Here is a 13,536-nt window from a genome sequence, read left to right on the forward strand (position 1 = left end):
ACTGGCGGGGCGTTTGCTGATCAGATCGGAAATTTTCAAAATTTCCGATCGTTTTCTTTCAAAGAAACCGCCTAATCGATCAGCGGCAGGAGCTTGTCCAGACTTGCCTTCGCATCACCATAGAACATCCGCGTGTTGTCCTTGAAAAACAAAGGATTTTCGATGCCGGAATACCCCGTGCCCTGCCCTCTCTTTGAGACAAAGACCGTCTTGGCCTTCCAGCATTCCAGCACCGGCATCCCGGCAATAGGACTGTTGGGATCGTCCTGCGCCGCCGGGTTCACGATATCGTTCGAGCCGATAACAATGGCCACGTCCGTATCCGGGAAATCATCGTTGATCTCGTCCATCTCCATGACGATGTCATAGGGCACTTTCGCTTCCGCCAGCAGCACGTTCATGTGCCCCGGCAGGCGCCCAGCGACGGGGTGAATGGCGAAACGCACATTCTTGCCTTTCGCCCGCAACTTCTTGACCAGATCGCTCACCGCGCCCTGCGCCTGCGCCACGGCCATGCCGTACCCCGGAATGATGATCACGCTATCGGCTTCGTTCAGCGCCTGCGCCACGCCATCGGCCTCGATCGCGACCTGTTCGCCTTCCACGGCCATCTGCTCACCCGCAGGGCCACCAAAGCCGCCCAGAATGACACTCACGAACGAGCGGTTCATCGCTTTGCACATGATGTAACTCAGGATTGCACCTGACGAGCCCACAAGCGCGCCCACGACAATCAGCAAATCGTTGCCAAGGCTGAAACCGATCGCCGCCGCTGCCCAGCCGGAATAGCTGTTCAGCATGGAGACAACCACGGGCATGTCCGCCCCGCCAATGCCCATGATCAGGTGGTACCCGATAAAGAGCGCGGCCAGCGTCAGCAGGAAAAGCGGGAAAAACCCGCCAGAGCCCAAGTACCAAATCAGCGATATCACAGAAATCGCAGCCGCTGCGATGTTCAGAAGATGCCCGCCGGGCAGCTTTTCAGCGGCGGTATTCACGCGGCCAGCCAGCTTGCCATAGGCGATCACCGACCCCGTAAAGGTCACCGCACCGATCCAGATGCCCAAAACCAATTCGATCCGCAAAATGGTGATCTCTGCTCCGGTCTTCTTGGCCACGATCGCCGCGAACCCTCGGAACTGATCTGCGACTTCCTTGGCAGCCCCCGAAAGCGCTCCATAGCTTTCCTGCGGGAACGGCAACTCTGCCGTCGCGAACGCGCTGGCAACGCGGCCAATCTCAATATGCGCATTGAGGCCGACAAAAACCGCCGCCAGACCCACAAGCGAATGCATCGCCGCGACAAGCTCGGGCATCTGGGTCATCTGCACCCTGTTGGCCAGTTGCATGCCGATAAACGCACCACCTGCAATCAGGATGAGCGACATCAGCCACAGACCTGCCCCCGGTCCAAGCAGAGTGGCAACAACCGCCAGCGCCATGCCGACGATACCATACCAGATCGCGCGTTTGGCGCTTTCCTGATTTTTCAACCCGCCAAGGGCGAGAATGAAAAGTACTGCTGCGACCACATAAGCCGCTGTTGTGAAACCAAATTCCATCTACCCGGTCTCCTTCAAGATTTCTGGAACATGGCAAGCATGCGCCGGGTGACAAGGAAGCCGCCAAAGATGTTGATGCCCGCCATGAACACCGACAAAGCAGCAAGGATCATCACCAACCACGAGCCCGATCCGATTTGCATCAGCGCCCCCAGAATGATGATCGAGGAAATTGCATTGGTCACCGCCATCAATGGGGTATGCAGCGAATGCGCGACGCCCCAGATAACTTGGAAGCCGATAAAGACTGAAAGCACGAAAACAATGAAATGCTGCAGAAAGCTGGGCGGCGCGACCAGCCCTACCGCAAGCATTGCAAGCCCGCCTGCGGCAATCAGGGTGACCTGACTGCGGGTCTGCTGTTTGAATGCAGCTGTCTCTGCAGCAGCTTTCTCTTCCGCAGTGAGCTCTTTCGGTGCCTCCTTTTTTGGCGCCGCCGCGATGGCCGCCACCTTGGGCGGGGGCGGTGGGAAGGTCACTTCGCTGCCATGCGCAACCGTCGCGCCACGGATCACGTCATCTTCCATGTCATGCACGATCACACCGTCTTTTTCTGGCGTAAGATCGGTCATCAAGTGTCTGATATTCGTTGCATAAAGTGAAGAGGACTGCGCCGCCATCCGGCTCGGGAAATCGGTGTATCCGATGATCGTCACACCGTTGTCGGTCACGATCTTTTCGGCCATCACCGTCAGCTTGCAGTTACCGCCCTTCTCTGCCGCCAGATCGACAATCACAGAGCCGGGCTTCATCGCCGCGACCATGTCTTCGGTCCACAGCTCAGGTGCTTCGCGGTTAGGGATCAGCGCTGTGGTGATCACGATATCGATGTCGGGTGCCAGTTCGCGAAACTTGGCAAGCTGTGCTTCGCGGAATTCGGGGGAGGATACAGATGCATACCCACCGGAGGCCGATCCATCCTGCTGTTCTTCCTCGAAATCAAGGTAGACGAACTCGGCACCCATCGACTCGACCTGTTCGGCCACTTCGGGACGAACGTCAAAAGCATACGTAATGGCGCCCAGAGACGTCGAGGTCCCGATTGCGGCCAGACCGGCAACGCCCGCGCCCACGACCAGAACTTTCGCCGGGGGCACCTTGCCTGCCGCCGTGATCTGACCGGTAAAGAAGCGGCCAAAGTTGTTACCTGCCTCAATCACCGCGCGGTAGCCCGCGATATTTGCCATAGAGGAAAGCGCGTCCATCTTTTGTGCACGACTGATGCGGGGGATCATCTCCATCGCGATGACGGTTGCGCCCGTCTTGGCCGCCGATTTCATCTGCGCTTCGTTGGCACCGGGGTTGAAGAAGGAAATCAGTGTCTGACCTTCGCGCAGTCGCTTCATCTCTGTTGCATCGGGCTGGCGAACCTTCGCGACCACGTCAGCTGCTTTCCACAGCGCGGCAGCTGTCTTGACGACTTCGACGCCGGCTTCCTTGTAGTCGGCATCCGCAAACCCGGCTTTCGACCCTGCTCCGGTTTCGATCAAACAATCATGACCCAGCTTCTGCAATTGCAGCGCTGAGTCCGGCGTCATCGCGACGCGCGCTTCGCCTTCAAAAACCTCTTTCGGTGTCCCGATTTTCACGAACATCCCCCTTCATGATGAGAGGCCGCGCCGCCAAGGCGGGCCATTTCGCGTGTGCAGCATTTACCGGGTCAAATGCAGGTAAACAAGCCGCACGCTTGGTCACTTGTGCCATCGGAGGCCGATTTCAAAGCCAACGACGGGTTTTTTCGGTATATTTGATGAATTCCTCGCCGAAATTTTCTTTCATGCGCGCCTCTTCCGGCGCAATAAAGCGTCGCACCAGAATCACCGCAAAGAGCAGCAGCAAGATCAACGCAGGCCAGGCCCCGTGCCCCAGAATGACTCCGGCCAGAACCATGACATCGCCCAGATAGATTGGATTGCGGCTGAATGCGAAGGGACCGCCGGTGATGATCCGACTGGGCACCTGATGCGGCACAACTGTTGTCTGGTGCGTGCGAAACGCCCAAATCGCCCATCCCATCAGCGCCAGCCCGCCCCAGAACAGCACGCCCGAAAGGATGCCTTGCAACGGAAATCCGATGGTGCCGCTTGGCCAGATCCAGACCTGCAGCCACACCAACGCGATGAAACTGACCAGCCAAACCGGTGGCAGATCCAACATCTGCCGGGCGCTCAGCGTTTCGCTCTCATGCCAGGCCATTGGTCCCCCGTTCCGATACTGCCACACCACGATAAGACCGGACCGGACGCGTCACTGCAACCAAAGATGACGCGGCGTGGCGCTTGCATGCTGTCGGGGGCTCGCTAGTCTGCAGCTCTCATACACGGGAGAGCACACATGGACCTCAGCGGCAAACACGCACTTATCACCGGGGGTGGAACAGGCATCGGTCTTGCGATTGCCCGCGACCTTGAAGCCAAGGGGGCGCATGTGACCATTACGGGCCGCCGTCAGGAAGTGCTGGACGAGGTGGCGGGCCCCAACATGACCGGGATGGCCATGGATGTGCGCGACGAGGCCGATGTCGTGGCCAAGATTGCCGCCGCTGTTGAAAAGTACGGCCCCATCCAGATCTGCATTCCCAATGCCGGCATCGCCGAGGGCAAGGCTGTGCACAAGACGTCGATGGAATTTTGGCGCAACATGATGGCCACCAACCTCGACGGGGCGTTTCTGACGATCCGCGAAAGCCTGACCTCCATGCGCCAAACCGATTGGGGGCGCGTTGTTGCGATCAGCTCCATGGCGGGTCTGCGCGGATTGCCGGGGGCGGCGTGCTATGCGGCCTCCAAACACGGAATGATCGGTCTGATCAGGTCGCTGTCAGAAGACTACATCGGCCAGCCCTTCACCTTCAATTCTATCTGCCCCGGCTATGTTGACACGCCCATTGTCGATCGCAACACAACCTCCATCGCCCAACGCGCAGGGGTCAGCGAGGAACAGGCGCGGGGCATGATGGTCAAGGCGAACCGACACCAGCGTCTGATCGCGCCTGAAGAGGTCGCAACCGCCGCCGCCTGGCTGATCGGACCCGGGTCCGAAAGCGTCAACGGCCAGAGCATCGAGATTGCCGGCGGCCAGATGTAAGCGGCGCTACCAGATGCGCTGATACATCTGCACGATTTCGTCCTGCGTTGGTACACGAGGGTTATTCTGGGGCGAGCCTGACGCCAGTGCTTGTTGCGCCATGAGGTCGAACTTGTCGGGGTCTGCCCCATGTCCAAGGCTCGATGGCGAAGGCACTTTGAGGTCGGCATTCAATCGCTCAAGGTTCTCGACCAGCATGGCACAGGCCATTGCATCGCTGTCTCCGTCGCGCGCCCAGCCCATCACCCGTGCGCAGGTGGCATAGCGCCCCTGTGCCGCATCGACTGAGAACCGCGTGACCTCTGGCAGCAGCATGGCGTTGGACAGCCCATGAGTCACATGAAAATGCGCACCAATGGGACGGCTCATTCCGTGAACCAGCGCCACTGAGGCGTTCGAGAACGCCATACCTGCCTGTGAGGCCGCCAGCATCAACGCTGCGCGCGCCTCTGCATTGTCGGGCTCGGCGCACGCGGTGCGCACATGGTTCGCGATGGCGGGCATAGCGGCAAGCGCAAAGCTGTCGGTGTAGGCAAAGGCCTTGCGGCTGACGTAGGCCTCAATTGCGTGCGTCAGGCTGTCGACGGCAGTATCGGCTGTGATACGCCACGGCTTGGTGCAGGTGAACGTCCAGTCAATCAACGCCACAGTCGCCACACAGGCCAGACCCGAGAGGTTGTATTTCTCGGTCTCAGCCGTGTCGGTAATGACGCACCAGCGCGTCAGCTCTGACCCGGTCCCCCCGGTGGTGGGGATCGCGATGACCGGCGGTCCGCATCGGTCGATCTGGTGCGGAGCTTTGTAATCGCGCACGTGGCCTGGGTTCACGCTCATGAAGCTGATGGCCTTGGCCACGTCCATCGGGCTGCCCCCGCCAAAGCCGATGATGCAGTCGAAATTGTCGGCCCGGTAGGCTGCAAGCCCCTCATCAACGCAGATATCTGTCGGGTCTTCGACAACTCCATCAAAGACGGTCCATGCCACACCCGCCACATCCAAAACATCCGTGACAGTATGAACATGGCCCAGCGTGATCAGCTTCTTGTCAGTCACAATCAAAGGGCGCGACAGCCCCAGTTGCTGCATGACTTCGCCCACTTCGCGGGCGACGCCGCCGCCAACCCGAATGATCCGCGGGGATTGAACGCGCCCGATGTCACCGTGTTGCATCTGCACTCCTGTCTGCGCCACCAGATCTGCGATGGACCTGCCGTTAACGCGCCGTTAAGATCGGCAGCCTAGGAAAAATACATGTCCTTTTCCAATCAAACCCTCCTGCCCTTCAGCGTCACCTTCTTTACCGCGCGTCTAGCCAATCGCGACAGCATGCTTCTGACCGACGAAATCAGTGCTCTGCGGGCCGCAACGCGCCGCACGATGCTGCGCTATCCTTTCACCATCGATGCCATCGCGGTTTTGCCTTCAGCGATCCATACAATCTGGCACTTGCCACCGGGTGATAGCAATTTCGCTTTGCGCTGGCGGATGCTGAAAACGCATTTTTCCAAGGCGATCCCGGACACGTTGTCACGAACGCCCGCACAAAGTCGGGCGCGCGCGAAAGGCATTTGGCAGACCAGCATTTGGGAACACCCGATCAAATGTGCGCGGGACTTCGACACGCATGTCCAAATGATCCACACCAGTCCGGTTATCGCAGGCCTGTGCAAAACACCTCAGGACTGGGCCTATTCGTCTGTGCATCGGCAGTCGGTGATAAGACCATTCGTACCAGAGACGCCGCGCATATCTCGACCGGCGCCAAATCCCATCATAGCGCGTACGTTTCACCATGAAGGCTTTGCACCCCACCCTTGATCGGGCTCTTCTTGGACGATGTGGGGAATCGCCCGCTAGACGGCCTTCAATGCTGGCCTGTCGCCACGTGCGGCCCAATCATGCACCGCTTGACCGAATGCAGTGAACAACTTGCATGAAACCGGATCCTTGTCGGCGTTCCATTCAGGATGCCATTGAACCGATAGTGTAAAGCCTGGTGCCCCCCTGACGTAGATCGCCTCTGGCGTGCCGTCGTCGGCAAATCCATCCATCACGATCCGCGCACCCGGATCCTTGATCCCTTGCCCATGCAATGTGTTGGTCCGCACCTTCACATCGCCCATAACCTCGTGAAAGACGCCTCCGTCGGTAAAGGTCACGTCGTGGCGCAGCTCAAACTTTTCTTCGAGCGTCCCATCGGGCGGCATCCGGTGATTCATGCGCCCCGGCAGATCGCGTATTTCGGGATAAAGCGTGCCGCCCATAGCAACGTTGACTTCCTGAAAACCGCGACAGACCCCAAAAAAGGGCTGCCCCCGCTCGACGCAGGCGCGGACAAGCTCAAGAGCTATTGCGTCCCTTTTGCGATCAAATTCACCATGCGCTTCAGTGGCTGCCTCACCGTATTCCTCGGGATGCACATTCGGGCGCCCACCGGTAAGAAGGAAACCGTCGCACACCTCCATGAGCTCTTGCACTGATACGTGATCAGGATCGGCAGGAATGATCATCGGCATACAACGCGACACCTGCGTGACCGCGTCGGCATTCATCGCGCCGCCTGCATGCACGGGATATTGATCGTTCAGCAAATAGGAATTGCCGATAATGCCAACGACGGGACGGGCCATGATCCACCTGTATGTGTTGCCTTTCGCGAAACATAGGCGCTGCGCAGACCAATCTCAACCAATCTGTCTGCGGTTCAGATCTCGCCTGTCAGTCCGGACGCCTCGATGCCGGCCAAAGCGGCGGCAGCATCGTTGTCTGAGGTGTCTCCGGTCACGCCAACAGCGCCGACAATGCGGCCCCGTTTGTCTCGTACCAAAACGCCACCTGGTACCGGAATGACCTGGCCGCCATACACCCCATTCACAGCAGCCATGAAGTACGCCTGATCTTCTGCTCGTTTCATCTGTGCTGTTCCCGCCATGCCCAGCATGATGCTGCCAAAGGCCTTGCCGTGGGCAATCGCAAAGCGACCGGGGGCCGCGCCGTCTTCGCGCTCAAACGCGATGACATGCCCGCCACTGTCCAGAACGATGACCGAGAGCGGTTTAAGCTCCGTCTCTCGACCGTGGGCAAGCGCCTTGCGAATGATGGTGCGGGATTTGTTGAGTGAAATAGCCATGTTGTGTCCTTTGGTTAATCCGTTCAGCGCACATCAGCCCGCCGCTTTGAGTTCCAGACGACGCGCATGCAATACCGGTTCTGTATATCCCGAAGGTTGCTCACGCCCTTTCAGCACCAGATCGCAGGCCGCCTTGAAGGCAATCCCATCAAAGTCTGGCGCCATTGGCTGGTAAAGCGGATCGCTGTCATTCTGGCGGTCAACCACGGCCGCCATTTTCTTGAGCCCCGCCACGACCTGATCCTCGGTGATCACGCCGTGATGCAGCCAGTTGGCCAGCGCTTGCGCAGAAATTCGGCACGTTGCGCGGTCTTCCATCAGGCCGACATCGTTGATGTCCGGCACTTTTGAGCAACCCACCCCCTGATCAACCCACCTCACAACGTACCCCAGAATTCCTTGCGCATTGTTCTCAATTTCGCGGGTGATCTCTGTGTCGCTCAGGTTTCGGTCGTCCATGACGGGGATATCAAGCAGATCTTCGAGCGTACCGCGCGCGCCACCGGCCTTGAGTTCCTCCTGCCGGGCCAACACATCTACGACGTGATAGTGCGTCGCATGTAGCGTTGCTGCCGTGGGCGAAGGCACCCAGGCGCAGGTGGCACCCGCTTGCGGATGACCGATCTTTGCCTCAAGCATTTCCGCCATCCGGTCCGGCATGGCCCACATACCCTTTCCAATCTGGGCCTTGCCCTTGAGCCCGCAGGCCAGGCCGATATCCACATTACGGTCCTCATAAGCCGCAATCCATGCAGCATTCTTCATCTCGCCTTTAGGCACCATCGGCCCGGCTTCCATAGAGGTATGAATTTCGTCTCCGGTCCGATCCAGGAACCCGGTGTTGATAAAGGCAACCCGGTGCTTGGCGGCGCGGATACAGGCTTTGAGGTTGGCCGATGTGCGACGCTCTTCGTCCATGATGCCCAGCTTCACCGTGTATTTTGGCAGCCCCAGAACTGCCTCGACGTGGGTAAAGATCGCATCCGAGAAAGCCACTTCCTCTGGTCCATGCATCTTGGGTTTTACCACATAGACGGAACCCGCAATCGAATTGCCTCCATCACGCTGCAAATCATGCATCGCAATCAGCGTGGTCAGCATGGCGTCCATCAGCCCTTCGCCAATCTCCAGCCCATCGCGATCCAAAATGGCAGGGTTGGTCATCAGGTGCCCGACATTGCGCACCAGCATCAGCGAACGACCCTTGACCGTGATGTCACTGCCGTTTGCGCCAGTGTAGACGCGGTCAGGGTTCATTTTTCGGGTCATCGTCCGGCCGCCCTTCTCAAAGGTCTCTGCAAGATCGCCCTTCATCAGACCCAACCAGTTGCCGTAGGCCACAATCTTGTCTTCTGCATCCACGGCCGCGACGCTGTCTTCGCAGTCCATGATGGTCGAGAGTGCGGATTCCAGCACCACATCAGACACATGCGCCGGATCATCTTTGCCAATGGCGTGGTTTGCATCAACTTGAATTTCGATGTGCAAGCCGTTGTTTATCAGCAGAATCGCTGCAGGTTTGGCGGCGTCTCCCTGATGGCCAACAAACTGCGCCGGATCAGCCAGCGCCGGGACAAGCGCGCCATCCGCGACGCGGTATCCAGCAACATCTGCATGACTGCCTTCGGCAAGGGGCACCGCTTCGTCGAGAAACGCCTTGGCCCGCGCGACAACCCGCGCGCCACGAGCAGGATCATAGCTCCCGCCCGCGGGCAGGTCGCCAAGCGCATCCGTGCCGTAAAGCGCGTCATACAAACTGCCCCACCGCGCATTTGCCGCGTTGAGCGCAAAGCGGGCATTGGTAATCGGCACGACCAGCTGAGGTCCCGGGACAGCCGCGATTTCCGGGTCCACATTTCGGGTCTCGATCTCGAAGTCCGGCCCTTCTTCAACCAGATATCCGATTTCCTTCAGAAAGGCGGTATAGGCTTCAGCATCGTGGGTCTGGCCCTTTCGCGCCAAATGCCACCGGTCAATTTCCTGCTGGATCTCATCACGGCGTGCCAACAAGGCACGGTTCTTGGGGCCATACTGGTGCACAAGATCAGAAAATCCCTGCCAAAAGGCACCGGGGTCAACGCCGGTTCCCGGCAGGGCCTGTTCTTCGATAAAGCTTTGCAGCCCGCTGTCTACCTGCAAGCCTTCCCGCTCGATCCGATCTGTCATGGCCCATCCCTCCCTAATGTCGCTGTAATTTACGGCAGACTTACGGTGATAGTACAAGGGCATCAAGCGCATTGGTAATATTTTTTTACCAATTTAAGCCTTCGTCGCTTTGCACCGGTGCGAACAATAGCGCACATCAACCCAGTCGCGCGCCCATTTTCGCCGCCAACTAAAGGGTTTACCACACGCCGCGCAATTCTTCACCGGCAGATCGGCCTTTTTCCGCATTTTGGCTATTTCCAACACCTTTCACACAAAAAAGGCGGCACCTACCAAGCAGGAGCCGCCGTTTCAGTATTGATCACCAGCTTCAGTCGCTGACGGTGACGCCGCCTTGATACGCTGTTGCGCCGCTGTCTGCGGTGCTCAGCATGGAGACGCCAACGATGCCGATCAGCATCAGCGCGCCAAATATCATGGCGCCCTTGATTCCCCACAACGCGGGGGCATGGCGACTTTCCTGCTTTTCGATGTTTGTGTCGGGTGCCGACATGTGTTTCTCCTTCGGATGAGATTGATGCAATGACCCGACTTGCGGGCCTGCTGTTGCAAACCTAACTTGCGGCAGAAGCAAAACGTTCCAGATCGACAGGATTTTCGATGAAAGACGCGGCCCCCCAGACCATTTATCTGTCCGACTATTCACCCTTCGGGTATCTTGTTGACAGCGTCTCGCTGATCTTTGATCTCGCCCCTCACACCACCCGCGTGAAAAGCCGGATCGCCTTCCGTCCCAACCCTGATGCGACCGACGGCACGTTTTTTCTGCACGGCGAGGCCCTGACCCTGATCAGCGCAACCATCGACGGCGCGCCGGTCTCACCCGACATCACCCCGCAGGGCCTTATTTGTGCCGTACCGGATGCCCCTTTTGTCTGGGAATCTGAGGTTGAGATTGATCCGGCGAACAATACTGCACTTGAAGGGCTCTATATGTCTAACGGCATGTACTGCACCCAATGCGAGGCCGAAGGGTTTCGAAAAATCACCTACTACCCTGACCGCCCCGACGTCATGGCCATCTTTGACGTCACCATCAACGGCCCTCATCCCGTCCTGCTGAGCAACGGCAATCCGGTCAAGAGCGCCCCAGATACCGCCCAATGGCATGATCCCTGGCCGAAGCCTGCGTATCTTTTCGCGCTGGTCGCCGGTGATCTGGTCGCGCATTCGGACAGTTTTACAACAATGGAAGGCCGTCACGTCGCATTGAATCTCTATGTACGTCCCGGTGACGAGGGGAAATGTGACTTTGGGATGCGGGCGCTCAAAGCGTCGATGAAATGGGACGAAGATGTTTATGGCCGCGCCTACGATCTCGACCTTTTCAACATCGTGGCAGTTGACGACTTCAACATGGGCGCGATGGAAAACAAGGGTCTGAACATTTTCAACTCTTCGGTGGTGCTTGCCAGCCCCGAAACATCCACCGACATGAATTTTGAACGGATCGAGGCGATCATCGCGCATGAGTACTTCCACAACTGGACCGGCAATCGGATTACGTGCCGCGATTGGTTCCAGCTGTGCCTCAAGGAAGGTCTGACGGTATTCCGCGACAGCCAGTTCACCTGCGATATGCGCAGCGCGCCGGTCAAACGTATCTCAGACGTGATTGACCTGCGCGCCCGCCAATTTCCCGAAGATCAGGGGCCACTGGCCCATCCGGTGCGCCCTGAAAGCTTTCAAGAGATCAACAATTTCTACACGGCCACTGTGTACGAAAAAGGTGCCGAGGTTATTGGTATGCTCAGGCGCCTTGTGGGCGATGCTGCCTATGCCCGCGCCCTTGATCTCTACTTTGATCGGCATGACGGCGACGCGGCCACCATCGAGGACTGGCTGCAGGTCTTTGAGGACACAACCGATCGGGATCTGTCGCAGTTCAAACGCTGGTACACCCAGGCAGGCACACCGCATCTACATGTGAGCGAAAGCTTTGAACTGGACACACTGACACTCACCTTACGGCAGGAAACACCGCCATCAGCAGCAACTCCCGCGCCCGCACCGCTCGTGATACCGATTGCATTGGGTCTGATTGGCCCCGACGGGGAAGAAGTACTGGACACCCGCGTGCTCGAGATGACCAAGGCTGAGCAAAGCTTCCGCTTCACCGGGCTAGATGCCCAACCCATTGCGTCGATCCTGCGCGGATTCTCCGCCCCCGTGATCCTGCATCATGATCTGTCAGATGCGGATCGGGTTCACCTGCTGGCCCATGATACCGATCCGTTTAATCGCTGGGAGGCCGGTCGCACTTTGGCGCGCAAAGCTTTGCTGGGGATCATCGAGCGCGGCACGCAGGTCGATGCCGCCTATCTCAACGGGCTACGCGCCGTGATCACCGATGAAAGGCTGGATCCGGCGTACCGGGCGTTGATGATGGGCCTGCCGAGCCAGTCAGATCTGGCCAGTGCCCTACACGAGCGGGGCCAGACGCCAGACCCGGCGGCCATCCATTACGCGTCAGAGGCCATGCGCGACATCCTCGCCAGTCATCTGGCGGACGACCTGCAAGCGCTTTATCACGCCCATCAGGTGTCAGAGCCCTATCAGCCCGACGCCGACCAATCGGGTCAGCGTGCCTTGTCCAACGCAATGCTGAGCCTGATCAGCCGCACAGACGGCGCTGCACTTGCCATGCGCCAGTTTCAGGGCGCGGACAACATGACCCAACAGCTTGCCGCACTTGCCTGTGGCATCCGCGCGGGACAGGGCGACGAGATGCTGGCGCACTTCGAGGCCCAGTGGAAAGACGATCGGCTGGTCATGGATAAATGGTTCGGTCTGCAGGTGCACGAAGCGGCGCCCGAAAACGCCGCTGCTGTCGCCAAGAAGCTGACCGAGCACCCCGATTTCAACTGGAAGAATCCCAACCGCTTCCGGTCAGTTTTTGGTATGCTTGCAATGCACCATGCAGGCTTCCACCATGCGTCCGGCGCGGGTTACCGGCTGCTTGCGGACTGGCTGATCCGGCTGGACGCGGTGAACCCACAGACAACCGCACGGATGTGTTCGGCGTTTCAGACGTGGCGCCGCTATGACCCGGATCGCCAGGCGATTATCAAGGAACAGCTTGACCGGATCTTGGGGACGGAAGGTCTCAGCCGCGACTCTGCTGAGATGCTCACCCGCATCCGTGGCACCGATTGACCTTGGACGATTTCACCTACCAGCGCTCGGGTCGGTCCTGGGCCGGGTTGATCGTGATCGGTGTAGTCTGGTGCGTTCTGCTGGTGCTCTATGGGTGGTTTGATGCGGCCTGGTGGATCGTTTTGGCACTGGCCGCCTTTACCATCCCTGCGGTGCTTGATCTCTTGCATGATACGCAAAGTGGTTTGCGGCTGAGCGATGACACACTGTCGTGGTTCACGGGCAAACGGGACGCCGATGTTGCGCTGTCACAAATTCACCACGTCCGCCTGGACACGCGGCTTGATTTTTCCGTCCGCGCCAGTCTTGTCCTTAAATCAGGCCGCAAACTGCGCCTCCCCTTTGAGGCAACACCCCCCCACGAGGCGTTTGAGAAAGCACTGCAAGCCCGCGGCATGAAAGTGGAACGCCACCATTTCCAGCTGTTTCAGTGAA

General features: G+C 58.7%; 13 protein-coding genes. 4 read left to right on the forward strand and 9 right to left on the reverse strand.

Annotated elements, in window-relative coordinates:
• Nucleotides 1–71: 71 nt before the first annotated feature.
• From H9Q16_RS06725 to H9Q16_RS06735, 3 genes are all read right to left on the reverse strand, one after another.
• Nucleotides 72–1,562 (reverse strand): NAD(P)(+) transhydrogenase (Re/Si-specific) subunit beta, encoded by a 1,491-nt coding sequence (locus tag H9Q16_RS06725; protein ID WP_191074560.1) that lies wholly within the window; start codon nt 1,560–1,562, stop codon nt 72–74.
• A 14-nt stretch (nt 1,563–1,576) separates the two neighbouring features.
• Entirely contained in the window at nt 1,577–3,151 is a 1,575-nt protein-coding gene (locus H9Q16_RS06730) for a Re/Si-specific NAD(P)(+) transhydrogenase subunit alpha (RefSeq protein WP_191074561.1), read from the reverse strand.
• 127 nt (nt 3,152–3,278) lie between these two features.
• The gene (locus H9Q16_RS06735; RefSeq protein ID WP_191074562.1) at nt 3,279–3,758 is read right to left on the reverse strand and encodes a methyltransferase family protein; all 480 of its coding nucleotides are present in this window, start codon (nt 3,756–3,758) and stop codon (nt 3,279–3,281) included.
• Between the two features lie 138 nt (nt 3,759–3,896).
• Here H9Q16_RS06735 and H9Q16_RS06740 point away from each other — a divergent pair, with 138 nt between their 5' ends.
• Nucleotides 3,897–4,649: an SDR family NAD(P)-dependent oxidoreductase gene (locus H9Q16_RS06740; RefSeq protein ID WP_191074563.1), complete on the forward strand. Its 753-nt coding sequence runs from the start codon at nt 3,897–3,899 to the stop codon at nt 4,647–4,649.
• Between the two features lie 6 nt (nt 4,650–4,655).
• Here the strand turns inward: H9Q16_RS06740 and H9Q16_RS06745 are convergent, their stop codons facing one another.
• Nucleotides 4,656–5,819: an iron-containing alcohol dehydrogenase gene (locus tag H9Q16_RS06745; protein WP_191074564.1), complete on the reverse strand. Its 1,164-nt coding sequence runs from the start codon at nt 5,817–5,819 to the stop codon at nt 4,656–4,658.
• Between the two features lie 81 nt (nt 5,820–5,900).
• On the opposite strand from H9Q16_RS06745, the gene H9Q16_RS06750 reads away from it, so the two are divergent.
• The gene (locus tag H9Q16_RS06750) at nt 5,901–6,467 is read left to right on the forward strand and encodes an REP-associated tyrosine transposase (protein WP_191074565.1); all 567 of its coding nucleotides are present in this window, start codon (nt 5,901–5,903) and stop codon (nt 6,465–6,467) included.
• 35 nt (nt 6,468–6,502) lie between these two features.
• Here the strand turns inward: H9Q16_RS06750 and H9Q16_RS06755 are convergent, their stop codons facing one another.
• From H9Q16_RS06755 to H9Q16_RS06775, 5 genes are all read right to left on the reverse strand, one after another.
• Nucleotides 6,503–7,279 (reverse strand): gamma-glutamyl-gamma-aminobutyrate hydrolase family protein, encoded by a 777-nt coding sequence (locus H9Q16_RS06755; protein ID WP_191074566.1) that lies wholly within the window; start codon nt 7,277–7,279, stop codon nt 6,503–6,505.
• A gap of 74 nt (nt 7,280–7,353) precedes the next feature.
• Nucleotides 7,354–7,779, reverse strand: coding sequence for a GlcG/HbpS family heme-binding protein (locus tag H9Q16_RS06760; protein WP_191074567.1), 426 nt, complete (start codon nt 7,777–7,779; stop codon nt 7,354–7,356).
• Between the two features lie 33 nt (nt 7,780–7,812).
• Nucleotides 7,813–9,945 (reverse strand): malate synthase G, encoded by a 2,133-nt coding sequence (locus H9Q16_RS06765; protein ID WP_191074568.1) that lies wholly within the window; start codon nt 9,943–9,945, stop codon nt 7,813–7,815.
• 93 nt (nt 9,946–10,038) lie between these two features.
• Complete coding sequence (locus tag H9Q16_RS06770) at nt 10,039–10,173, reverse strand: DUF2256 domain-containing protein (RefSeq protein WP_216859303.1); 135 nt, start codon at nt 10,171–10,173, stop codon at nt 10,039–10,041.
• Between the two features lie 82 nt (nt 10,174–10,255).
• On the reverse strand, nt 10,256–10,438 hold the full coding sequence (locus H9Q16_RS06775) for a hypothetical protein (RefSeq protein WP_191074569.1): 183 nt from the start codon (nt 10,436–10,438) through the stop codon (nt 10,256–10,258).
• Between the two features lie 107 nt (nt 10,439–10,545).
• On the opposite strand from H9Q16_RS06775, the gene pepN reads away from it, so the two are divergent.
• On the forward strand, nt 10,546–13,101 hold the full coding sequence (pepN, locus tag H9Q16_RS06780; protein WP_191074570.1) for an aminopeptidase N: 2,556 nt from the start codon (nt 10,546–10,548) through the stop codon (nt 13,099–13,101).
• Nucleotides 13,102–13,103: 2 nt separating this feature from the next.
• Entirely contained in the window at nt 13,104–13,535 is a 432-nt protein-coding gene (locus H9Q16_RS06785; protein WP_246455502.1) for a hypothetical protein, read from the forward strand.
• Nucleotide 13,536: the final 1 nt, after the last annotated feature.

Source organism: Sulfitobacter aestuariivivens, from assembly GCF_014763045.1.
Lineage (GTDB): Bacteria > Pseudomonadota > Alphaproteobacteria > Rhodobacterales > Rhodobacteraceae > Sulfitobacter > Sulfitobacter aestuariivivens.